21 protein-coding genes are annotated in these 22,993 nt (G+C 37.1%); 15 read left to right on the forward strand and 6 right to left on the reverse strand.

Going from position 1 to position 22,993, the window contains the following annotated elements:
• Nucleotides 1-41 precede the first annotated feature (41 nt).
• The gene (locus BAU23_RS10010; protein WP_000516600.1) at nucleotides 42-533 is read right to left on the reverse strand and encodes a DinB family protein; all 492 of its coding nucleotides are present in this window, start codon (nucleotides 531-533) and stop codon (nucleotides 42-44) included.
• 318 nt (nucleotides 534-851) lie between these two features.
• Here BAU23_RS10010 and BAU23_RS10015 point away from each other — a divergent pair, with 318 nt between their 5' ends.
• The 7 genes from BAU23_RS10015 (at nucleotide 852) to BAU23_RS10045 (ending at nucleotide 6,518) form a co-directional block, all read left to right on the forward strand.
• Entirely contained in the window at nucleotides 852-1,895 is a 1,044-nt protein-coding gene (locus tag BAU23_RS10015; RefSeq protein ID WP_000451636.1) for an ArsR/SmtB family transcription factor, read from the forward strand.
• 57 nt (nucleotides 1,896-1,952) lie between these two features.
• Entirely contained in the window at nucleotides 1,953-3,167 is a 1,215-nt protein-coding gene (locus tag BAU23_RS10020) for an MFS transporter (protein WP_001089635.1), read from the forward strand.
• Nucleotides 3,168-3,264: 97 nt separating this feature from the next.
• On the forward strand, nucleotides 3,265-3,591 hold the full coding sequence (gene hmoA / locus BAU23_RS10025) for a heme-degrading monooxygenase HmoA (protein WP_000469495.1): 327 nt from the start codon (nucleotides 3,265-3,267) through the stop codon (nucleotides 3,589-3,591).
• A gap of 184 nt (nucleotides 3,592-3,775) precedes the next feature.
• A complete protein-coding gene (locus BAU23_RS10030; RefSeq protein ID WP_071734318.1) occupies nucleotides 3,776-4,213 on the forward strand; it encodes a VOC family protein in 438 nt (145 codons plus the stop codon).
• 165 nt (nucleotides 4,214-4,378) lie between these two features.
• Nucleotides 4,379-5,074 (forward strand): nucleotidyltransferase domain-containing protein, encoded by a 696-nt coding sequence (locus BAU23_RS10035; RefSeq protein WP_000572076.1) that lies wholly within the window; start codon nucleotides 4,379-4,381, stop codon nucleotides 5,072-5,074.
• A 217-nt stretch (nucleotides 5,075-5,291) separates the two neighbouring features.
• Complete coding sequence (locus BAU23_RS10040) at nucleotides 5,292-5,711, forward strand: VOC family protein (RefSeq protein ID WP_000773093.1); 420 nt, start codon at nucleotides 5,292-5,294, stop codon at nucleotides 5,709-5,711.
• A gap of 303 nt (nucleotides 5,712-6,014) precedes the next feature.
• The gene (locus BAU23_RS10045; RefSeq protein WP_000213828.1) at nucleotides 6,015-6,518 is read left to right on the forward strand and encodes a GNAT family N-acetyltransferase; all 504 of its coding nucleotides are present in this window, start codon (nucleotides 6,015-6,017) and stop codon (nucleotides 6,516-6,518) included.
• 140 nt (nucleotides 6,519-6,658) lie between these two features.
• On the opposite strand, the gene lsrF is transcribed toward BAU23_RS10045, so the two are convergent.
• Genes lsrF through BAU23_RS10065 form a run of 4 tightly spaced genes read right to left on the reverse strand, consistent with a single transcriptional unit; the run spans nucleotide 6,659 to nucleotide 10,330 of the window.
• Nucleotides 6,659-7,441, reverse strand: a complete 783-nt coding sequence (gene lsrF, locus BAU23_RS10050) for a 3-hydroxy-5-phosphonooxypentane-2,4-dione thiolase (protein WP_000219755.1) — start codon at nucleotides 7,439-7,441, stop codon at nucleotides 6,659-6,661.
• A 6-nt stretch (nucleotides 7,442-7,447) separates the two neighbouring features.
• Nucleotides 7,448-7,810, reverse strand: coding sequence for a cupin domain-containing protein (locus BAU23_RS10055; protein ID WP_000921867.1), 363 nt, complete (start codon nucleotides 7,808-7,810; stop codon nucleotides 7,448-7,450).
• Nucleotides 7,811-7,835: 25 nt separating this feature from the next.
• The gene (lsrK, locus tag BAU23_RS10060; protein ID WP_000096586.1) at nucleotides 7,836-9,398 is read right to left on the reverse strand and encodes an autoinducer-2 kinase; all 1,563 of its coding nucleotides are present in this window, start codon (nucleotides 9,396-9,398) and stop codon (nucleotides 7,836-7,838) included.
• Nucleotides 9,398-10,330, reverse strand: a complete 933-nt coding sequence (locus tag BAU23_RS10065; RefSeq protein ID WP_000080657.1) for a sugar-binding transcriptional regulator — start codon at nucleotides 10,328-10,330, stop codon at nucleotides 9,398-9,400. Before BAU23_RS10065 ends, lsrK begins: the two co-directional genes overlap by 1 nt.
• A gap of 197 nt (nucleotides 10,331-10,527) precedes the next feature.
• Here BAU23_RS10065 and BAU23_RS10070 point away from each other — a divergent pair, with 197 nt between their 5' ends.
• The 4 genes from BAU23_RS10070 to lsrB are packed head-to-tail and all read left to right on the forward strand — an operon-like array spanning nucleotide 10,528 to nucleotide 15,021.
• Entirely contained in the window at nucleotides 10,528-12,021 is a 1,494-nt protein-coding gene (locus BAU23_RS10070) for a sugar ABC transporter ATP-binding protein (RefSeq protein ID WP_000446739.1), read from the forward strand.
• Nucleotides 12,018-12,986 (forward strand): ABC transporter permease subunit, encoded by a 969-nt coding sequence (locus BAU23_RS10075; protein ID WP_000832012.1) that lies wholly within the window; start codon nucleotides 12,018-12,020, stop codon nucleotides 12,984-12,986. The genes BAU23_RS10070 and BAU23_RS10075 overlap by 4 nt, the downstream gene beginning before the upstream one ends.
• On the forward strand, nucleotides 12,983-13,981 hold the full coding sequence (locus BAU23_RS10080) for an ABC transporter permease (RefSeq protein WP_001214097.1): 999 nt from the start codon (nucleotides 12,983-12,985) through the stop codon (nucleotides 13,979-13,981). The genes BAU23_RS10075 and BAU23_RS10080 overlap by 4 nt, the downstream gene beginning before the upstream one ends.
• Entirely contained in the window at nucleotides 13,978-15,021 is a 1,044-nt protein-coding gene (lsrB, locus tag BAU23_RS10085; protein WP_000823642.1) for an autoinducer 2 ABC transporter substrate-binding protein LsrB, read from the forward strand. Before BAU23_RS10080 ends, lsrB begins: the two co-directional genes overlap by 4 nt.
• A 139-nt stretch (nucleotides 15,022-15,160) precedes the next feature.
• Here lsrB and BAU23_RS10090 read toward each other — a convergent pair whose 3' ends face one another.
• Nucleotides 15,161-16,663, reverse strand: coding sequence for a malate:quinone oxidoreductase (locus BAU23_RS10090; RefSeq protein WP_000069135.1), 1,503 nt, complete (start codon nucleotides 16,661-16,663; stop codon nucleotides 15,161-15,163).
• A 423-nt stretch (nucleotides 16,664-17,086) separates the two neighbouring features.
• Here BAU23_RS10090 and BAU23_RS10095 point away from each other — a divergent pair, with 423 nt between their 5' ends.
• From BAU23_RS10095 to BAU23_RS10110, 4 genes are all read left to right on the forward strand, one after another.
• Nucleotides 17,087-18,139 (forward strand): DUF2332 domain-containing protein, encoded by a 1,053-nt coding sequence (locus tag BAU23_RS10095; protein WP_000956162.1) that lies wholly within the window; start codon nucleotides 17,087-17,089, stop codon nucleotides 18,137-18,139.
• Between the two features lie 357 nt (nucleotides 18,140-18,496).
• Nucleotides 18,497-20,236 (forward strand): sigma 54-interacting transcriptional regulator, encoded by a 1,740-nt coding sequence (locus tag BAU23_RS10100; RefSeq protein WP_071734320.1) that lies wholly within the window; start codon nucleotides 18,497-18,499, stop codon nucleotides 20,234-20,236.
• Nucleotides 20,237-20,492: 256 nt separating this feature from the next.
• Entirely contained in the window at nucleotides 20,493-22,097 is a 1,605-nt protein-coding gene (locus BAU23_RS10105) for an ATP-dependent acyl-CoA ligase (protein WP_071734323.1), read from the forward strand.
• Between the two features lie 53 nt (nucleotides 22,098-22,150).
• Complete coding sequence (locus BAU23_RS10110; RefSeq protein WP_000428757.1) at nucleotides 22,151-22,942, forward strand: enoyl-CoA hydratase; 792 nt, start codon at nucleotides 22,151-22,153, stop codon at nucleotides 22,940-22,942.
• Nucleotides 22,943-22,993: the final 51 nt, after the last annotated feature.

The raw sequence follows: 22,993 nt of genomic DNA on the forward strand, positions 1-22,993 counted from the left end.
AATATAGAAGCATTCGCTTGTCTATCATCTTTAATCATCACTTATAAATATGAACGATGAGCTGGCCATGAACCTTGGAGTTTACGAAGTTGTATAATTTGTCCTGTATGATAAGCATCGTGCAAAAGGATATTCATATATTGTTGCCAAACAGGTAGAGAAGGACTTGGTTGATCCAGTTCTGCTTCTTGAAGGGATGTTAATGAAGATTGTAAGGCAGCATGTACTTGAAGCGTTCGCTTCACTGTTTGCTGCCAAGCATCCTCATCATTAGGTCCACCTTGGACAAACGTGTCATCATTATTTTGTGGAGCAACAAATGTGTCATCTTGATGTAAGCGAGAAAGTAAGCGCTCTTTAAAGGTTAGTAAATGGTTTGCATTTTCCCAAATCGTATTACTGGCCTTTCCTTCTGGTTGCCAACATGCTTGTGCAGCGGTAAGATTCTTTAACGCTTCTGATATCGGTGGGTACCATTCTTCATCGTAAAAAACTTGTTTGACTCCATTTTGCAATATTTCTTTTTTACCCATCCATATAGCCTCCTTAACTATGAGATAGACCAACAATAAGTGTTAGAGAAATTAGGTACGTTTCTAAAAGAATAATATGACGCCGTTGTAGCAATTGCAGAAATAAACTTATGCTTTCTAACTCATTTTTCTTACTGCAATAAATTCTCCTTTCTCTTCAAGAAACCTGCCTCATAGTTGAACATGAAAAGCAACTGCAGCTTAAATTTAAAAAATTGTAGTGAAATAAATTTCGGAATGTTTCAAAATTCTAAAAAAATAGAAGGTATAATTCGATAAATATAGAATTTATTACTTAGCAAATAAGGAGGGGATTAAATGGAAGTCTTTCACGTAACGAGTAGAAAAAGGGAAACGTATAACGTTCAAATGAAGTATTCGATACTTTTCGAATGTGTACTTGGCATTGCAGCAATTACTCATAAAAGGTTAATCGACACGCTTGAAAAGCCTCAAAGCGAATGGGAAGAAATTAGAAAATCTTTATCTCATGAAATGATAGAGCATTTGCAATTTGTCGAGAAGCACAATACGTGGAAAGCGTTGCTACAGTTACTGTATGATGGAGATTTTACGGATTTATCTCAGTTTGTTCATAATATCAATTCGCTATCGGAAGTAGATTTTAAATATGTGTGCTTACCGTTTTTAGGAGAAATCCATCAAGAAAAAAGACATTTAGCAGCTAGCGGAGAAGTTTCAGTAGCACAAGAACTAATGGAATTAACACAGGAACATCAGTTTTTCTCTGCGTATATTGAGTTTATATGTAATACAGATATGCAAGTATTAAAAGCGCATTTAATCGCTGTTATGACAGGATGGTATGAGAGTGTTATTAAGAAAGAGGAAGAGGAACTACTTTCTATACTAGAGCGAGATTATGAAGCGAAAAATGAAATGAATAAAAAGATGAAACCGGAAGAGTTTGTCGAGTGGGCAACAGGTGGAGTTATATACATGCCAGAACCAAGTGTGCATCATGTACTTCTTATCCCGCAAATCACATACAGACCGTGGAACATAGAAGCAGATATTGAAGACACGAAAGTATTTCATTATCCGGTCGCAAATGAAAGTATTCATCCGGAAGATCCATATGAGCCGAGCTATTTTTTAGTACATAAACATAAGGCGCTTGGGGACGAGGCGAGATTGCGTATTGTAAAACTATTATTTGAACAAGAGCGTACACTGCAAGAAATAACGGAAAGATTACAACTAGGAAAATCGACAGTACATCATCATTTGAAACTTTTACGTTCAGCAAAGTTAGTTGATATTCATGATGGGAAATATGTGTTAAGAAAGAAAGCATTGCAGTCTTTAGCGAAAGAATTAGATGCATTTTTGAATAGATAGTATACAACGAGAATGTACATAAAGGGAGGAATTTAATAGAAAAGTTGGTGAGCTATAGTGAATAGTGTATTGAAAAATCGTTCGTTCTTTTTTATGTGGATTGGCAGTGCAATTTCAGAATTAGGTGGGGCTTTCGGGACGTTATGTAATTCAATTCTTGTTTATGAATTAACAGGATCAAAAACAGCATTAAGTAGCATGTGGTTACTATATTTTATCCCGTCTCTCATATTGCAACTTATAAGCGGGCCATATATTGATAAATGGAGCAGAAAGTGGATTATGATTTTTTCGCAATGGATGCGAGCTGTGGTTTTCTTATTGCCGTTAGTCATGTTAGTTACTAGTAGTATAGAAGTTTGGCATGTGTATGTCGTACAAATTATAATCGGGCTTATTACGCCGCTGTATACACCTGCAAGTCAGGCGATTACACCAAGTATTGTAAGTAAAGAGAACCTACAAGAAGCAAATGGATATATTGATGGAATGACTCGTCTTATGATGTTTCTGGGGCCCGTATTAGGTGGAGTAGTCATTCATTTTATTGGAACAGAACTTACATTATCTTTCGTATGTATTTGTCTATTTATTAGCGGTGCATTATTACTTAATATAAAAGAAAAAAGAACAACACAACCTATTCGGAAAACGTGGCTAGAACAGTTTCTTCACGGGTTTACATACTTTTTCACAAAACCAGTCATCGTTTGGCTCGGGGTATTTCTTACTTTCGTTCAATTTGGAGTAGGGGTAACGATGGTCACAAACCTTCCGTATATAAAAGACGAGCTGTCAGCGGGATATGCGGAGTATGGCTATTTTATGGCAGGGTTCCCGCTTGGCTATGTAGTTGGCTCCATGTTAGTTGGGAAAGTGAAGAATAGAAGTCGTCGACTACTTATGCTTGGAGGATTATTCGTAGGGGGACTTACTTACATTTCACTAGGTTTAAATAATAGTATTATTATTGCGATTGTAATCGAAGTAATTGCCGGTATATGTATTGCATTTTTCAATGTTCATAACACAACAATATGCCAACAAACTGTCCCAAATAATATGATAGGAAAAGTATTTTCAGTGCGACTCTTTTTCATACGATCAGCTATGCCATTAGGTGTGTTATTAGGAGGCATACTGAGTGAAATGTGGGGAGTGAGAGCACTATACTTTATCATCGGTACGATTATATGTGTCACTTCTTTAATAGGGATATTGCTACCGTATTTTAAATTTTTAGATGAGTCGATTGAGGAGAAGTCTGCATAATTCTAAAAATTTGAAACTTTTTAATTGAAAATAATTATCATAATCAATTATAATAGGAGAATACTAGTATTGGTATTACAAAGAGGGAGTGGAATATATGTTTATCGAAACGAAGACATTTACAGTAAAAGAAGGTACATCAAATATAGTTGTGGAACGCTTCACTGGAGAAGGAATTATTGAAAAATTTGAAGGATTCATCGACTTAAGTGTTCTTGTGAAAAAAGTAAGACGCGGAGACGAAGAAGTTGTAGTTATGATTCGCTGGGAATCGGAAGAAGCATGGAAAAACTGGGAAACGAGTGAAGAGCACTTAGCTGGACATAGAGCGGGCCGCGGTAAGCCAAAACCAGATCATATCATTAAGGTTGAGCACGGGGTTTATTATGTGAAATCATCGAAATCGGCTTATCAACAGTCGTAAAAATACATTTGTTTAATTATATTCTTTCGAATAAATAACCATCTATCTGCTTACTGATAGATGGTTATTTATATTGAATAAAGAGAATGATTCGCATGTGATGTAAGGAGAATTAACGGACAGGTTAAAACTAGAAATGTTATAATATAAACTCGATCAGTGAGTAAGATTAGGAGGGACAATAATGGTTCAATCGATAGTTCATATTGCATTAGTAGTAAAAGACTATGATGAGGCAATAGAATATTATACAAAGAAACTAAATTTCACATTAGTTGAAGATATTTATCAGCCAGAAGAAAACAAACGTTGGGTAGTGGTATCTCCTCCAGGTTCAGTCGGCACCACAATATTATTAGCTAGGGCATCTAAACCAGAGCAAGAGCCCTTTATTGGTAATCAATCAGGTGGTAGAGTATTTCTTTTCTTAAATACTGACGATTTTTGGAGAGATTATAATGAAATGATTTCAAGAGGAATAGAATTTGTGAGAGAACCGAAAGAGCAATCATATGGAATTGTGGCAGTATTTAAGGATTTATACGGGAATTTATGGGACCTGTTGCAACTAAAAGATGATCACCCAATTGCACAAAGAATTAATAGAAAGCAATGCGACTAAGCATTTCGCAAGTATGTAAAAATTAGCAGTGTTTATAATGGTAATGTATGAGAAAAAATATAATTCAATATCGTTTAAAAGGTGTTTGCGTATTTTAGAAACTGAGAAATATCGATATATTCTTATAGGAATTATATTACGTGCTCAATAACTTGGAGGGTAAAAATGATAGAAAATCTTTCATTTATTACATATGAAAACCATAAAGAGTTAGTACATAAAATTCTAAATGAGCATATAGATAGGAAAGATGAGAGTGGATTAATGCTCATCGGATCTATCGCAAGAGGTGACGCATACCCCGAATCCGATTTAGATTTATACGTTCTTTTAGGGAATGGACAAAAGAAAGATTTTCATTCTGAAAAGAGAGAAGGTATTTTAATTGAATATAAGTATGCAGATTTTAAAAGAATTCAATTAAACTTTAAAAATAATCCAATGGAATTATACTCTTTTCTAGAAGGAGAAATTTTATTTGATCGTAACGGTGAGTTGAAAAGGTTAAAGGAAATAGCTCAACATAAATATGAAAACTATTCTGTTTCTAGTGATAAAGTAAAAGGCATTTCTCATTGGTTACATAGTTCGCTTATTAAAATTCAGGCTGCTTTAAAAGCAAAAGATGAGTTAAAAGCTTCATACATAGTTCACACATCAATGTGGACATTGCTAGAGGGAATATGGGCTATTAATAACAGACCAACACCTCCAGCTGGATCTGCTTTAAGGTATATTCAAGCATTATCTATTAAACCGACTAATTTTGATGATTTACTTAATAAAGTGTTTTTAGGAGATACGACAGAGCGGATCTCTTCAGCAATTTCCTTGATTGAGTGGATTTTACTTAATTTGTAGACTAAATAATTTGGCTATAACACTTGTCAACTTATATAGGTAAATCGATACTCCATGTCGAATTGTTCATATGATTGCATTCCTTTCGAAAAACGTTCTAAGCTATAGGAAAAAGCATAAGACTATAAAAAAGTCTTAGACGGTATATCTTTCTTTACATATGTAAGTGTTATCAATATGAGTATATATTACCCTCTGCTTAAAAGGAGATGAGTAAATGAAGTTAAATCATATGAATCTATGTGTTGATGATTTATCAGAAGCGAGACATTTCTTTGAAACATTTTTTGATTTTCAATTTTTGGAGCAAAAGGGAAAGGCACTAGTAGTGATGAGTGATGAGAGTGGATTTATACTTGTGCTAAGCGATCCCAAAGCATTTAAGGGGAATAAGGAAGTTACGTATCCGGAAGCTTTTCATATTGGTTTTTTAGTGGAAACTTCAAGTGAAGTTGATCAAGCATATAATCGATTAGTAGCTGGTGGCATTGAAATAGACAAGGAACCGTATGCAATGAGAGGTAGTAGTTATGGTTTTTATTTTACAATGTTTAATGGATTGTTAATTGAAGTGTCTTGCCTTGACTATAAAGATGGTAAGAAAGTTCCAAAGCTTAATGATGCTCATCAAGAGTAGTTGTTTGAAGATGTAAATATAGCCCCTATCCAGTTTGGAAAGGGGCTTGATCATTTTATTTGTATGATAAGTGAAAAACAAACTGTTAATAAACTAGAGGGTATTCATCTTAAAGCCAATATTGTATGTTTAAAATAAAGTTGTATAAAAAGGTCTATTTTTTAGAGGAATTGCTTATGCATAAAAGAACTCTAATTTTTTTGTGCTGTTGCTAGAAAATTTAGAGAATCAATCTTATTTTTGATGTGATGAGGTGCGAAACTATTATGAGTAGTACAGTGATATAAGTAGGAGGTTCTCACTATGACAACTTCATATAAAGCTATGGCATTCCAGCTGAAAACGGAACGACTCGACCTGAATATGTGGGAGGAATCCGATGCAGTCTGGCTGAGAAAATTAATTGGCGAACGTGGTGTGGACATGCCAACCATTGACTCTGTTCGTAGCTATCTTATTGAGATGCGCAAGAAAGCAGCTGAAAATGGTATTTCTCTTCTCACTATCCGTAGGCGAGACGAAGGCGATTTCATCGGATACTGTGGCTTAATTATCGGTCGTTCAACGCTTGAAGAGCCGGAGATTGCATACGAGTTGTTCCGCAGTGCTCATCGCAAGGGTTATGCGACAGAGGCAGCATCAGCTGTGCTGGAGGCTGCGATTGCTACGGGGCGCCAAAGACTTTGGTCGACTGTAGGCGCTTGGAATGTTGCGTCCTTCCGGGTATTAGAAAAGATAGGATTTAAGCGGCATCACAGTACGTGGGGTGAGCGCGGTGAGATTGTTTGGAACGTACGCGATCTGTAGAAATCTGACCAAATTCGGAACAATAAAAAATGTAAAAGAAAGCCCATATGTTAGGTTACTCAGTAATCTAACATATGGGCTTTTCCTTATAGTAAATATAGATTTTGTATATATTTAAGTGTAATAGTCTGTCTTTTACCTTAATTTTTCACATCATCATAAAGTTCCAGCGCTTCTTTCACATTCAATCTATTTTTTACAATGCCATGAATTGCTTGAATCATCGCAGCTGGATGTTCGGATTGCCATATGTTTCGGCCCATGTCTACTCCGATTGCGCCTTCTTGGAGGGCGTTGTAAGTAATGTTTAATGCGTCTTCGATTGAATCTAGTTTCGGACCGCCCGCGATTACGACTGGAGCAGGGCAAGTGCTCGTTATTTTTTCGAATCCTTCGCAGTAGTACGTTTTAATAATGTCAGCTCCCATTTCAACACATACGCGGGAGGCGAGCGCTAGAAAGCGAGCTTCACGTTTTTGTAGTTCTTTCGCAACGGCGGTAATACCGAGTACTGGCAGGCCATAATCGTGAGCTTCAGATACTACATTTGCGAGATTTGAAACGGTTTGTGTTTCATAGTCTGATCCAACAAAGACAGAAACGCCGACGCCAATTGCGTTTTGTTTAACTGCTTCTTTTACAGGTGTAACAATTGCTTCATTCGCTAAATCTTTACCGACGACGGTTGCCCCGCCGGATACACGCATAACCATCGGTGTGTTGCAGTTTTCAGGTATACAGGAGCTGAGTACACCTCGTGTTAAAAAGAGGGAGTCTGTATAAGGAAGTAAGTTTTTAACTGTTTCTAACGGTTGTTCTAGTCCATGAATTGGTCCTAAAAAGTAGCCGTGATCTATCGCTAACATAACTGCTCTGCCATCAGGTAAAATTTTGTTTAATCGATTTTTAAATCCCCAAGTCATTAGGAATCACTCCTTCGTTAATGTTGGATTTTCAGTTTGTACTGTATCTTTATTTGGTAAATGTGGTGATTTTATAAAAACAGCTTTAAAAGGTTTGTCAGAATGGTTAATAAGATAGTGAGATTCATGAGGGCGAACTTGCAAGACGTCACCTTGTTTGATTGGAACTCTTTCATTATTTACATAGAAGTCTATTTCTCCTTCTAATGCATAAAAGACTTCTTCGCACGTTGTATGATAATGATTTTGAAACTCTTGCCCAGGCTGAATAACAACAAGGCCAAGATCAATATTTGGACCTTGTATTAAATATTTCGGCCCGTTATCACCGAAGCGATATGTGAAATCATCTTCATTCACTTTTAGCATAGAAATCACTCCTTTATGTAATGTGTTACAGTGCACCGGGGGCAATCCACATATGTGATGTGAAACCTTTATCGGCTAAAGAAAGTTGGCTAGCATACACTGTTTTCCATGTTTCATAGAATCCTTTATAGAGCTCATGATTTTCAGCGTTTGGCATAAATGTTTTTTCCCACTGTACAAATTGCTCGGCAGTTTCTGGCATTGATTCATATATGCCTGCACCAACACCAGCGGCAATTGCTGTACCTAAAGCAGCTGCTTCTTTAACAACTGGTACTTTGACTGGGATTCCAAGAACGTCTGAAAGAATTTGCGGCCAAAGCTTTCCTTTAGCGGCACCGCCAGCAAAGATTACTTCAGAAGGGAATTTACCAGTGAGAGCTTCAATTAATTTCAAGTTGCCAAGTGTAACGAAGGCCGCATTCTCTTCAATTGCACGAAACATCTCTTTCTTCCCACATTTATCAGCATCTAAGCTCAAATTTAAAAAGGATGGTGCAGCATGTCGCCAAGAAATATAATTCATTACATTTGAAAAAGTAGGAATGATGCCATGTGAACCTACAGGAACTTCTTTCGCTTGTTCTTCTAATAATTCATATGCATCTACACCGAGTTTTTCAGCGAGTCTTTTTTCTTCTTGGCAAAAGGCATCTCGAAACCATCTCATAACAAGGCCAGGGAAGAAAGCGATTGTTTCGTATTGCCATAGGTTAGGAATGACGTGGCAATTTACACGAATCGCCGCATTTGGATCAGTTTCTGATTTTGTTATATTTACTTCTTGTTGCCAAAAACTGCCCCCGCATATAAATGTTTGTTCAGGTTTTACAACTCCAGTTCCAAGTGATGCCATTTGTGCATCTCCGCCGCCAGCAACGACAGGAATTCCTTCATGTAATCCTGTTAATTCAGCACTTCGTTTTGTGATATTCCCGATAACTGTACCAGCTTCATTTACTTTTGGAGCAAAGGCTAGAGTAAGACCGCATTGCTCAGCAACCGATTTATCCCAAACTCTATTTTGTAAATCGAATATACCGGACGTACATCCGTTTGAAGGATCAATTTGTAGTACGCCGCACAATTTATATAAAATCCAATCGTTTAACATCGTGAAAGAATGGATGTTCCTGTATACGTCTGGTTCATGCTTTTTAATCCAAAGTAAGCGAGGTAAAGCACCTAATGAAAAAGTTTGACCAGATTTTTTATATAAATCCTCTTCAATTTCGGAACGAATTTGTTTTAGTTCACTAACTTCCGCTGATGCGCGGCCATCAACATTTGCACAAGCCCATATTTCTTGCCCGTTTTTATCGTATAAAACAAAGCCTTCGCGCATGCTTGTTGCACTAATACCTTTAATAGAAGAGGAGGACGTATTACTTTTTTGCAGAACATCCTTCGTACACTCTTGAACGAGTTTCCAGTTTTCTTTTACATCAAAATTCATAGAACCGGGATAACGACTATCTGATTTATGAATCCATTCTTTTTGACTAACAGCAAGCTGATTTCCTTGTAAATCAAAAAGGACTGCTCGAATACTTCCTGTACCAGCATCGTAAGCTAATAAAGAGGACATTAAGAGTCACCTTCCTTTCTTAATAAGGAGAGGGCAGTATCTTCATCGGTAATTAATGTATGAATGAATGTTCCTTTTAAGGCACCATAAATTGCATCTATCTTTTCCGTGCCGCCAGCTACACCAACGACATGCTTCATATTTTTAAGAACAGAGAGTGGTGTGCCGATAAGACGATTATGATGGGGAAGTTCTAATTGTTTTCCAGCAGTATTATAAAATTGCCCTAAAATATCTCCGGCCCCGTACTGACTACGTATATATGTCATTTCATGTAGCGTTAATTTTTCTTCTTTCACAATAGTGGCGTCTTGAGAGAGGCTGCCAATGCCAACTACTGCTGTATGGGCAAGTGAAGCAACGTGAAGCATATCTTTCACACTCGGCTCTGATAGAATACTTTGTGCCATTTCGTTAGTGGATGCTAGAAAAGGGGTAGGAATGATGTGAAGATCTCCTTGCATGTAGTTCAAGTAGTTTTGTTTTCTCGGAATATAATGGTTAACACCGCCTGTAAGGGTAACGATTGAAAGATTCATAGAAGTTTCAAAATGAATATTTTCTAGCATTTTACTTATCGTTTCGCCCCAGCCGATGCCGAGTAAACCTCCTTGTTGCAGATGAGTTTCTAAATATTGTGCAGAGGCTTTTCCAAGTGATGATGCATAATCTTCAGTTGGTGTTGGAATAACGAAAGCATCTTTTAGATGGAATTTTTTCATAAGGTCACGTTCGATGCTTAAACAGTGTAAACCAGTACCTTTGACGTGAAATGTGACGACACCTTCCGCACGTGCTTTATCTAACAACCGAACAACTTTATTTCTTGAAATGTGGAGAAGTGAAGCTATTTCTTGTTGCGTTAGTTGATCTTTATAGTAATACCATGCCACTTTTGTTAACAAATTTTCTTCAAAGTTCAGCTGTGACATTCTCTTCATCCCTTTCAACAATTGACCACTGCTTAAACATATGTGTTCGTTATTTTGTTTATTCCAGTTGAAACGATAGTTAGTCCAGTGAAAAAAGTGTTCTAGATATGAAAAAAGGAATATACAATGCTACAAAACAAGTAGAACAAAAAATCATTTTCTCAAAAAATGTTCTGCATAAAGGCAGGTAATATCATGTGGAGAGCGTGCCCTTATTACAAGTTACAAAGATGAGTAAATCATTTGCAGATCAACTCGTATTAAAAGAAGTCAATTTACAATTAGAGCGTGGAGACGTATACGCTTTAGTCGGTGGAAATGGTGCCGGGAAATCAACGTTAATGAAAATATTAACGGGTTTGCATTCATACGATTCAGGTGAGTTGTTTGTAAAAGGGGAAGTACAACAGTTTTCAAACACAGCAGAAGCGCATCAACATGGCATTTATTTAATACCACAAGAGCCCCTCATATTTCCTCATATGACAATTGAAGAGAACATTTGTATCGGAATGAAAGCGAAAAAGCAAGAGCTTCGAAATAAGATTAATAAGTTGCTAGAAGAATTAGGGTGGAACATTCAACTTCATGATCTAGGGTTATCGTTATCCATTGCCCAGCAACAATTGGTAGAAATATTGAGAGGATTAATAAGGGAAGCTGAGATTCTTATTTTAGATGAGCCAACATCGACATTAACAACTCACGAAATTAAGAGTCTTTTTGTGTTGATGAAAAGTTTAAGAGAAAAAGGAATTGGCATGATATATATTACGCATCGTTTTCCAGAAATTTTTGAAATTGCGAATAAAGTAGCGATTTTGCGTGATGGAATAATTGTAAGTCAAGGTAATGTATCGAATTATACATACGACATGCTAATGGAGGGATTACTGCCGAAAGGATATAAACTTGAGGAGAAGAAAGAAAGTGTGCATGAAGAAATAGAGCCTTCGGAAAAAATATTAGATGTCACGAATGCGTCTAGTTACGCGTTTCAAAATGTATCATTAACTGTACATGCTGGAGAAGTTGTTGGGATTGCAGGTATCGTCGGATCAGGTAGGACGGAATTAGCTGAATCAATATTTGGATTAATACCTTTGAAATCAGGTTCCGTCTTATTAGAGGGGAAATCCATTACGAAGTATTCGGTACATAAGAGAATAAAAGAAGGGATGGTGTATGTGCCGGAGGACCGGGCAGGGAATGGCATATTTTCAATTGCGTCTGTTAAGGAAAATATAACATCTGCATCTTTAAACAGTATGAGTAGCTTCTTTTTAAATAACAAAAAAGAAAGCGCTTTATCCGAATCGTATATAAAACAATTTCGAATTGTTGTCTCTCATATAAATGAAGAGATGACGTCTTTATCAGGTGGAAACCAACAGAAGGTTGTACTGGCGAAATATCTTGCGTGTAATCCGAAAGTGATTATTCTTGATGAACCGACCCGCGGTATTGATGCGAAAGCAAGACTAGAAGTATACGAAACTATATTAAGTTTGAAGAGAAAAGGACTGGCGATCATATTAATTTCTTCAGATGTAGAAGAAATTGTTCAATTAGCAAATCGTGTATATGTCATGAGAAACGGAGAATTTGTATCTCATTTAGAAAAGAAGGAAATTAGTATAGATGAAGTTACACGCCTGGCATATGGAGGAAAGGGAGGTGTAACGGAGTGAAACGTGTATTTAAGATGCATGAGACGTCTATTATTATTTTATTACTTCTTTATATAGCCTTCGTTGGAGTAATGAATCCTAGTTTTATTCAGTTTAGCTCATTATCTTTAATGCTGAAATCAAGCGTTATTTTAGTTGTTTTGGCAATTGGTCAATCTTTCGTATTATTTACGAAAAATATTGATGTATCAGTAGGATCTATTATGGGCTTAAGCGCTGCGGTTTGTGGGATGTTGTTAACAGATGGATACAGTGCCTTTATTTCAATATTTGCGGCAATTATACTTGGTGCTCTTATTGGTATGGTAAACGGAATTGGCGTTACGAAATTTCGAGTGCCAGCTATCATTATGACATTAGGAATGCTCGGGATTATTAGAGGTGCAATGTTACTATTTACGGGCGGAAAGTGGATTGAAGATATTCCGAATAAGTATAAACAGATTTCTTCTATTATGATGCTCGGTATTCCGATAACCGTATGGACCGTTCTTATCATATTACTGCTACTATATTTCTTTTTAATGAAAGTACAAATTGGAAGATATTTTTATGCGGTAGGTGATAATGAAGATGGTGCAAGGCTTATTGGAATACATGTAGATAAAGTGAAAATATACGCGTTTATCATATCAGGCATAAGCGCTGGGATCGCTGGATGCATATTCGTAATGAATATTGGGTTCGTTCCAAATCAAACAGGTACAGGGATAGAATTGCAAGTGATCGCCGCTGCTGTTTTAGGTGGTATTCATTTAAAAGGAGGAACAGGTTCTATATTTGGAGCGGCATTAGGTGCATTCTTTTTAGAAGTTATAAGCAGCTCACTTGTCTTTTTAAAAATACCTGCATTTTGGAATAGTGCTATTTCAGGATTTTTACTTTTACTCATCATTATATTAGATAGCGTCTTAAAAAAATGGAAGAAACTCCAGCAATTAGAAGAAAGGAGGGTGAATCTATGAGGGGAATACGTAGTTTGTATAGATGGGAAGGGGTTCTTCTCTTATTGCTTCTCATAGAATTCATTTTCTTTAGTATCATAAATAGTGATTTCTTAAACATTAGTAACCTCCTTTTTAGCATGAACGATTTCCTCATTATTTCAATTGCGGCTATTCCGATGACATTTGTCATTGTAACTGGCGGAATTGATGTATCAGTAGGATCTATTATGGGGCTTACTTCGATTCTTATCGGCGTACTTTGGATGAATGGTATGCCGATACTGTTGGCAGTTATCATTGCGCTCGTAGTAAGTTGTATAGCCGGCGGATTAAATGGACTTATTATAAAAATGACAGATGTAGAACCTCTTGTCGTTACACTTGGAACGATGTTTTTATATGCAGGAATCGCCCTTGTTATTTCAGGTGGTTCGGGGGCAGCGGGCTATGAAGGAATTAGTGGTTTACCAGATTCGTATGTGCAATTGGCAAATGGTAGTTTTATCGGTATACCTAATTTATTATGGCTCCTTGTCATTTTAACGATAGTATTTACGATATTGTTTCACCATACAACATACGGTCGTCACGCAAAACTAACTGGCGCAAATGAAAGTACGGCGAAATACTCCGGGATTCGAACGAAGAAAGTAGTGATTATTGCATACGTACTTTCTGGGTTAGGAGGTGGATTAGGAGGAGCTTTCTTAACAGCGTATTTCGGTTCTGCTCGTGCTGATATTGGAAGTGAAACGATTTTGCCAGTTATTACGGCAGTTGTTTTAGGTGGAACACTTATTACGGGCGGAAAAGGGAGTATTATTGGGACAGTACTAGCGAGTATTTTTATAGGACTTATGCAGTACGGTTTGCAAATGACTGGCTTAACGAATGAACAATCCAATGTAGTAATTGGTATTATCCTTATTCTTTCAGTTATTATGAGACATTTCAAATTACATCAATTCTTAGCGGGGAAAAGACGGAATTTGCATAAGGGGGAAATGTCATGAAGAGAAAACTGGGGATTGTTATTATTATGTGTATTTGTTTAATCGGTTTAATCGCTTGTTCTAGTCAAACAGCGGATAAGAAAAAAGCAGATGATGTAAAATTTGCGTTCATTCCGAAATTAACAGGAGTTGGCTTCTTCACATCAGGCGGTGAAGGTGCAAAAGAGATGGGGGATAAGTTAGGTGTACAAGTGAAGTATGATGGACCGTCTGAGGCGAGCGTATCAGGGCAAGTAAAATATATAAACAATTTTATTAACCAAAACTATGATGCGATTATGGTTTCATCTACGTCAGTTGATGGTCTCTCGCAATCACTGCAACGTGCTAAGAAAAAAGGGATGACGGTGTTAACATGGGATTCTGATGTGAATCCGAAAGACCGTTCTTTTTATATAAGCCAAGGAACGCCAGACCAACTTGCAAATTTATTAATTGAAATGACTTCTAAGCAAATAGGGGATAAAGGAAAAGTAGCATTCTTTTATTCAAGTCCGACTGTAACAGATCAAAATCAATGGGTAACGAAGGCGAAAGAAATTATTAAAGAGAAATATCCGAATTGGGAAATTGTAACGACGCAATATGGTGAAAATAATGCACAAAAATCTTTATCAGTAGGGGAGAGTATTTTAAAAACGTATCCGGATATTAACGCAGTAATATGTCCAGATGCAACAGCACTTCCAGCGATGGCGCAAGCGGCTGAGAACTTAAAAATGGATAAAAAGGTAGTCGTAACTGGGTTTTCAACGCCGAACGTTATGCGTGATTATGTAAAACGAGGAACAGTAGAGCAATTTGGTTTATGGGATGTTAAACAACAAGGTGCACTTGCAACGTATGTCGCAAATGAAATTGTTGTAAAAGGGAAAAAGTTAAAAGTAGGGGATAGCTTTGAAGTAAAAGGAATCGGAAAAGTGAAAGTAGAACCAAACTCTATTCAAGGGTATGACTATGAGGCAGAAGGAAATGGTATTATCGTATTACCTGAACGAGTTGTATTTACGAAGGATAATATTGATAAGTATAATTTCTAGTTGAGAGTTAAAATGAATTTGTCGTTTCTTGTGGGTAAGTCGATATAAATTTATCTACTATTATTTATTCGCAAGACAAAGTAAAAAAACGTCCGAATACATCGGACGTTTTTATTATGTCGTTTTTTTAATCTATCCGTTAATTGTGAACAGCTTCTTTTTCATTTAACCCAAGTGTGCGTCCTGTTGAAGCGTGAAGTTCTTGGAACAGTCTTGGATTTTCCGTTAGTGATATGCCATAAGAAGGGATCATCTCTTTTATTTTTGGCTCCCATGCTAGAATGCGTTCTGGGAAGCATTTTTCTAATACTTCAAGCATAACGTGAACTGCAGTAGAAGCACCTGGAGAAGCACCAAGTAACGCAGCGATTGATCCGTCAGATGCACTAACAACTTCCGTACCAAATTGCAATGTTCCTTTACCACCTGCATCAGTATCTTTTATTACTTGCACACGTTGACCAGCAACTACAATATCCCAATCTTCACTTTTCGCGTTCGGAATAAATTCACGCAATTCTTCCATACGCTTTTCATGTGATAGCATAACTTGTTGGATTAAGTATTTTGTTAAGCCCATTTCTTTTACACCAGCTGCTAACATCGTTAAGACGTTATTCGGTTTTACAGAACCGATTAAGTCAAGATTTGAACCAGTTTTTAAGAATTTAGGTGAGAATCCAGCGAATGGTCCAAACAGTAAAGCTTTTTTATTGTCTATATATCTCGTATCAAGGTGAGGTACAGACATTGGCGGAGCACCAACTTTAGCTTTACCGTAAACTTTAGCATGATGTTGCTCTATAACTTTTTGGTTTTTACATACCATAAATAGTCCACTTACTGGGAATCCTCCAATATGTTTTGATTCAGGAATACCAGTTTTTTGTAGTAGAGGTAGACTACCGCCACCGCCTCCGATAAAGACGAATTTTGCAGTATGGTGTTCGATTTTACCACTATTCATATCATGTACTTTCACTTCCCACAAACCGTTCTTCGTACGTTTAATATTTTCGACACTATGTTTGTAGTTTAGCTCGACATTTTTAGTTTTTAAGTAATCAAACAACATGCGCGTTAACGCACCAAAGTTAACATCTGTTCCAGAATCAATTTTCGTTGCAGCCATCAGTTCATTAGAGTTTCGACCTTCCATAATAAGTGGAAGCCATTTTTTTAATGTGTCAGGAGCATCAGAAAATTCCATTCCTTGGAATAGAGGGTTTTTTGAAAGCGCTTCAAAACGATTTTTTAGAAACTCGACATTTTTTTCCCCTTGCACCAAACTCATATGAGGTAGTGGCATAATAAAATCTTGTGGATTACGAATTAAGTTTTTCTTAACAAGATATGCCCAAAATTGTCTTGAAAGTTGAAATTGCTCATTTACTTTTACAGCTTTACCAATATCTATAGACCCGTCAGATTTTTCGGATGTATAGTTAAGCTCACATAGCGCAGAATGTCCTGTACCGGCATTATTCCATTCGTTAGAACTTTCTTCTCCGGCATTTGCGAGTTTTTCAAATACTTTAATTTCCCATTCAGGTGCCAATTCTTTCAGTAATGATCCTAACGTTGCGCTCATAATTCCAGCGCCAATTAAGATAACGTCTGTTTTTTGCTGCATGTTGCTCATGATAATCTCTCCATCCCCTATATTGGCAAAAAAGAGTAGGTGTTTTTATGTCTAAGCCGTAAGAAGAAAACACCACCTAGGCCCCACCTAGGTATTTACCTTTTTTGTCTCAATTATATAACCATCTCATACTCTATTATAATAATTAATAGACTAAAATATCTAGTGTTATCTGATAATTTTAAACTATTTAACGCTTTATTTTGTAGAATTCTTCTGCCATAAGGGTAAAAAGCATTGTAGTAAAGCGGAATTTGGAGAAGAATTCCAGTTTGATGTTATCTCAAAAAAACTTACTAATACTTTTATTTTTAAGTTTTAATCTTTGGGAATTTGTAAAAATCTGTTTTTATTACATCTTATTTGAAAAAAATAACAAATAAATGATAAGATTATTCTGAAAATAATTAAGGAGGGATACCAATGCTTACGAAAGAAAAAGTCGCAAACTTATTTCGAAACTTTTCTGTGAATGAATGTAAAGGATCTAGTGACTTATACGAATATTTATCAATAAAAATTTCTGAAGATGAGGAAGTTCTTACGTTAGCTTCCTACGCACAACCTGGTAAACCAGTCCCAAACTTATTATTAGGTGCAGTACACTATTTATTGTTAAAAGGAAAAGAACATACTTTAAAAAGGTATTATCATAGTTTAGTTGATAATGCTGATACAAATTTTGAGAATGCCTTTTACCAATTTAAAGATTTTTGCCATGTATATCGAGAAGAAATTATCTCTTTATTACAAACGAAACTTGTTCAAACGAATGAAGTAAGACGATGTGCCTATTTATATCCAAGTTTCTGTTACATATTTAATAAAGTGAACAAACCGTTAGCGTTAATAGAAATTGGTACAAGTTCAGGATTACAACTATTTTGGGATCAATATAGTTATTCATATGGAATGGAAGAAGTGTATGGAAATACACAATCGAATGTTCAGTTAACCTCTGAAATAAGAGGGGAGAATATGCCGAATCTGCTAAAACAAAGTCCACCTGTCGTAGAAAGAATCGGACTAGATTTACACGTGAACGATTTAAATGATGACGAAGACTATTTATGGTTACGAGCGCTTATTTGGCCAGAACATAAAGAAAGACTGGTACTATTCGATCAAGCAGCAGAACTTGTAAAAGAACAATCAGTGCAATTAATTGAAGGAGATGGTGTAGTGCTTCTACCATCCATTGTAGATCAAATAAGAGAAGATGCAGTGATTTGTATTTTCCATACACATGTAGCGAATCAAATATCAGAAGGTGTGAAACATACGCTAGAAAAACAAATTAAAGAAATTGGTGCAAAACGTGATGTATTCCACCTATATAACAACATGTGGGACCGGGACCTTCATATTGATTATTATATTAATGGAAACGAATATTGTGAAACGGTTGGGGAAACGGAAGGGCATGGAAAATGGTTTAGTTGGGGATTGGGGGATAAAAAATTTATGCTAAAGTAAACCTAATAATTATGGGTTTCATCACCAAAATTCGTAATAAAAATAGTTGATGGAAGACACTCCATCAACTGTTTTTTACTTTTCATAAAACTCATTAGGTATCTAAGGTAAGCGTCAAATATTCCTCACCTACAAGTTGTAAATAGCCCATGAGATTCATCTTCTTACATCTAAGGATTTAAAGAAATTGGATTATTAAAACCTGACAGGTGTCAAAAAAGAACATACCGGTTAATCAGCTATATTACTGGTTCAAGAAATTATTACTTCAAACGGAAGAGCCGAAGGGAAGTAAATATTTAAAATGAATATATAATACATGCGAGAAAGAGCACAATTTGATAGGGAGGCTTCCAAATGCATATGGATGAAAAAATGAATTTGCAGTTAACAAGCCAGGCTCTTCAGGTAATGAATAACGGAATTGCTGTCATAAGTCATGATGGAATCATCACATTCAGCAACCAACTATTCTGCAGCATGTTACATAAAAAAGAAAATGAAATAATAGGTAAGCATATATCAACGATTATTCCTGATCGTAAAAAGCTAGTAGTGAATCAAATTGATAGTTTGTACAAGTACGAGTGTAAGGTGGGCAACCAAGTATTGATTATGAATGAATCCCGTGTATATCAGAGCGGAAAAGAAGATGGATCAATTGCCATTTTGGAAAACAAGGAAAAAAGTATACAGTCCTTGGAAAGTATCATCAGTCGATATGAAAATGCCTTAAATTTACTGTCGGAGTGTATTCTAGGGGTAAATGAACAAGGGATTGTCAATTTTTTAAGTGGTTCTTATGCACAATTTTTAGGGATTGATAATCCAAAGGAAGCGATAGGTAAGCATTGTACGGAGGTTGTTGAGAATACGAGGATGCATATTATCGTGAAGACGGGACAGGTGGAAATTGGGCATATACAGCGCATAAATAACCGGAATATTATCGCAACTCGCATACCTATTGTTAAGGACGGTGAGGTTATTGGTGCGATTGGTAAAATTATGTTTCATGATATACAGCAGTTTAAAGCTTTGGGGGATCAGATTAGTGCAATGGAATCAAAGTTATCTTACTATCAAACTGAATTACAGCGGTTGCAAGAAGGTAGGTTGTCCTTTCAAAGTATTATAGGAGAGAGTGCGAAAATGAAAGAAGTTAAAACGATGGCCTTGAAGGTTTCTAAAAGTCGGTCGACTGTTTTGATAAGAGGAGAGAGCGGTACAGGGAAGGAGCTCTTTGCGCATGCGGTACATCGTGCAAGTCCGCGTGCTAGGGGTTCATTTATTCGTTTGAATTGTGCTGCGATTCCGAGGGATCTTTTGGAGGCTGAATTATTTGGGTACGAAGAGGGGGCTTTTACAGGAGCGAAAAAAGGTGGTAAGCCTGGGAAGATTGAGTTGGCCCATAAGGGAACTTTGTTTTTAGATGAGATCGGTGACATGTCTTTGGACATGCAGGTGAAGTTGCTGCGTGTGTTGCAAGAGAAAGAAATTGAAAGAATTGGTGGTACGAAAATTCAAAAGATTGATGTCCGTTTCATTGCGGCGACACATCGAAATCTTCGTGAAATGGTGCAAAGAGGGGAATTTAGGGAGGATTTATATTATAGGTTGAATGTGTTTGCGATCGATATTCCTCCGTTACGAGAGAGAAAGGAAGATATGATACATATAATGGAATTTTTAATTCAGAAATTGAATGGGGAGCTGGGTAGTAGCGTTCTTTCATTGGATGAGAGAGTAAGGGATATATTCATGGAGCATGATTGGCCAGGGAATATTAGGGAGCTAGAGAATGTGTTAGAACGAGCGATGAATGTTATAGAAGGAATAATTATTCAAGTGCATCATCTTCCTGTCTATTTGCGGAAAACAGATTTGGAAGATGAGTTATATCATGAAATATTTGCGGTGGATCAAGAGAAGAATGAGATGAGTTATTCACTGCAGGAGGAAGTGGAATCGGCTGAAAAACGGGCGATTACAAGGGCTTTGGAAAAGACAGCTGGAAATATAAAAGAGGCAGCCAAGCTTTTAGGGATTCATCGGGCTAGCTTATATCGAAAAATAGAAAAATATGGAATGTTATGAAGGCAAGTAAAGGGCAAACAGGCCCTTTTTTTATTTGGTTTGCAGTAATATAAACTGTCTCTTTTTTGCGACACTTTCTTATAGATGCGACATGATCGTAATCATTTGTAGCGCAAATGCGACATGTGAAGGTGGACATGTAAGGGAGACTTGGGGTATGTCCCTGAAGGAATAAGAGAATAGGGAATGAGTCGATTTTTGGCATGTTTCTTGCTATATAAATAAAAAAGATTATAGCCAGAAGGGATGGAATTCAATGCTGGAAAATCACAGTTTGCCGCATTTTATTATGCAAAGTATTGAAAAAACACCAAGTAAGGTGTATTTACAATTTGAAGAACAAAAAGTTACGTATGAGGAGCTCTATCATCGAATTACAAAAGCTGCAGCGGGATTTTGTGAGCTCGGTATTCAAAAAGGGGACAAGGTTTGTATTATGCTTAATAATACTCCTGAATATCTGGATGTATGGTTTGCTTTATCTTTTATGGGAGCAATTGCAGTGCCTCTGAATGTGCATTTAAAAGGAGAGGGCCTACAGTATATTTTATCTCACTCTGATTGTAAGCTAATTATCGTTGAGAAGGAATTTGTTCCTCAAATTGATTCTTGTTTGTCTTTTATGCAAAGGGACATTCAAATTGTTGCTTACGGAAATAATGAAAGCGTAATCATTACGAACGATGGTAAAGAACGGCTCGTAATCGAATTGAAAGATGTACTGAATACAAATAACCATCACCTTCCAACTGAATTTGTTTCCTCCTCTGCTATTAACAGTATCCTTTATACCTCTGGAACGACTGGATTACCTAAAGGGGTCATGTTAAGTCATTCTGCCTATGTAAATTCTGCGCAGTCATTTGCCGCCTATATGGTTGGCGCAAGTTCAAAAGATGTTTTATTTACAGCGCTTCCGTTATTTCATATTAACGCCCAGGCTCATACAGTACTCGGAGCTATTTCTTCCAATGCGACGATTGCTCTTGGCAAGCGGTTTAGTGCTTCTAGATTTTGGGATGAAATTCGTGGTCATGGAGCGACCATTTTTAATTCTTTAGGATCTATGATTCCTATTCTCTGCAAGCAACCAGAAAAGGAAAATGATAATGAAAATTTTGTAAGGGTGACGGCTTGTGCTGCTACGCCTAAGGAATTTTGGAAGCCGTTTGAGGAAAGGTTTGGCGTCCAGATTGTAGAAGGTTACGGATTAACGGAAACGACGGGTTTTTGTGTAACGAATCCATTGAATGCCAATAAGCCGCCTTCTATTGGAAAGCCTTATTCTTATGTAGAGACGAAGATTGTCAATGAGGATGGAAATGAAGCTCGGACTGGTGAAATTGGAGAGATTTTTATACGTTCCTTACAGGGACAAGCATTCATGGAAGGCTACTATAAAATGCGGGATAAAACAGAAGAGGCGATGAAGGAGGGATGGTTCCATACAGGAGATCGTGGTTATCTAGACGAGGAAGGTTACTTATATTTTTGCGATCGAATCAAACAGTGTATCCGGAGGCGTGGAGAAAATATCTCCTCTTGGGAAATCGAAAAGGTATTGAATAATCACCCGAAAGTACTTGAATCAGCGGCCATCGGTGTTCCATCGGAAGTGGGAGAAGAGGATGTCAAATTATATGTGATTGTAAAGAAAGGAGAAACGATGTCCCATGAAGAGATTATAGATTGGTGTCAAGAACGTATGGCTTACTTCATGGTGCCGCGATATGTTCAGTTCAGTGAAACTTTTCCAAAAACCGCGACGGAACGGATTCAGAAGTTCAAGCTGAAGGAGGAAGGGATCGGTACTGCTTGGGATAGTGAAAAGGTCGGCTATGTAATTAAAAGAACGAATTGATGTGCTGACGGTAGTAAAAGTATCTCATTACATATTGGAAAGAAGGGATTGAATTGGAAAATAAGCGGGTTGTTACATGGTCCAAAGAAAAAGGAATCGCGACAATCATCATTGATAATCCTCCTGTGAATGTATTGAGCGGTGCTGTGGTGGAGCAACTGACGGTAGTGGTCGATGAAATTGAACGGGATGATGAAGTGATTGCTGTACTTTTAACTGGAGTTGGAGAAAAGGCCTTTGTTGCAGGAGGGGATATCAAGTCATTTCCGGACTGGATTGGGAAAGGGAGTGAATATGCAGAGGGAAAATCATTGTGGCTTCAGAATCCATTAAATAAAATAGAAAGATTGCCTAAGCCTGTAATCGCTGCTATTAACGGTTTAGCGCTTGGGGGCGGGTGTGAATTAGCTTTATCATGTGATTTACGGATTATAGAAGAACATGCTCAAATCGGGCTTCCGGAAGTGAAGTTAGGCTTGTTTCCAGGTGCGGGAGGAACGCAACGTTTGCCTCGATTAATAGGAACTGCAAGTGCGAAAGAAATGATGTTCACTGGTGAACCACTCACTGCCGAAGTAGCTTGGCGAGTTGGTTTGGTGAATCATGTTGTCCCGCGTGGCGAATCGCTGAATAAGGCGAAGGAACTAGCCGTGAAGATGGCTCGATTTTCCCTTCCTGCTTTATCTTTGATGAAGCAATCTATCAATAAGGGATTATCTTCTTCTCTTGAGGAAGGACTAAAAATAGAAGCTGAGAATTTCGGACATGTATTTCAAACGAGTGATGTAAGAGAGGGAGTGGAGGCTTTTATAGAAAAAAGGGTACCACTTTTTCATCATAAATAAAAAGCTATGAAATAATATGCAAAAAGCAATGCCTGCCTTTGGCAGGCATTG

The sequence above is a fragment of the Bacillus nitratireducens genome, assembly GCF_001884135.1.
GTDB lineage: Bacteria > Bacillota > Bacilli > Bacillales > Bacillaceae_G > Bacillus_A > Bacillus_A nitratireducens.

Bases quoted from the DNA above. Each gene is read 5' to 3' on its own strand.
- BAU23_RS10095 (WP_000956162.1), top strand. From the start codon at position 17,087: ATGCTTACGAAAGAAAAAGTCGCAAACTTATTTCGAAACTTTTCTGTG.
- BAU23_RS10055 (WP_000921867.1), bottom strand. From the start codon at position 7,810: ATGCTAAAAGTGAATGAAGATGATTTCACATATCGCTTCGGTGATAAC.
- BAU23_RS10045 (WP_000213828.1), top strand. From the start codon at position 6,015: ATGACAACTTCATATAAAGCTATGGCATTCCAGCTGAAAACGGAACGA.
- BAU23_RS10080 (WP_001214097.1), top strand. From the start codon at position 12,983: ATGAGGGGAATACGTAGTTTGTATAGATGGGAAGGGGTTCTTCTCTTA.
- BAU23_RS10015 (WP_000451636.1), top strand. From the start codon at position 852: ATGGAAGTCTTTCACGTAACGAGTAGAAAAAGGGAAACGTATAACGTT.
- BAU23_RS10030 (WP_071734318.1), top strand. From the start codon at position 3,776: ATGGTTCAATCGATAGTTCATATTGCATTAGTAGTAAAAGACTATGAT.
- BAU23_RS10105 (WP_071734323.1), top strand. From the start codon at position 20,493: ATGCTGGAAAATCACAGTTTGCCGCATTTTATTATGCAAAGTATTGAA.
- BAU23_RS10040 (WP_000773093.1), top strand. From the start codon at position 5,292: ATGAAGTTAAATCATATGAATCTATGTGTTGATGATTTATCAGAAGCG.
- lsrF (WP_000219755.1), bottom strand. From the start codon at position 7,441: ATGACTTGGGGATTTAAAAATCGATTAAACAAAATTTTACCTGATGGC.
- BAU23_RS10100 (WP_071734320.1), top strand. From the start codon at position 18,497: ATGCATATGGATGAAAAAATGAATTTGCAGTTAACAAGCCAGGCTCTT.
- lsrK (WP_000096586.1), bottom strand. From the start codon at position 9,398: ATGTCCTCTTTATTAGCTTACGATGCTGGTACAGGAAGTATTCGAGCA.
- BAU23_RS10010 (WP_000516600.1), bottom strand. From the start codon at position 533: ATGGGTAAAAAAGAAATATTGCAAAATGGAGTCAAACAAGTTTTTTAC.
- BAU23_RS10035 (WP_000572076.1), top strand. From the start codon at position 4,379: ATGATAGAAAATCTTTCATTTATTACATATGAAAACCATAAAGAGTTA.
- BAU23_RS10065 (WP_000080657.1), bottom strand. From the start codon at position 10,330: ATGTCACAGCTGAACTTTGAAGAAAATTTGTTAACAAAAGTGGCATGG.
- hmoA (WP_000469495.1), top strand. From the start codon at position 3,265: ATGTTTATCGAAACGAAGACATTTACAGTAAAAGAAGGTACATCAAAT.
- BAU23_RS10090 (WP_000069135.1), bottom strand. From the start codon at position 16,663: ATGAGCAACATGCAGCAAAAAACAGACGTTATCTTAATTGGCGCTGGA.
- lsrB (WP_000823642.1), top strand. From the start codon at position 13,978: ATGAAGAGAAAACTGGGGATTGTTATTATTATGTGTATTTGTTTAATC.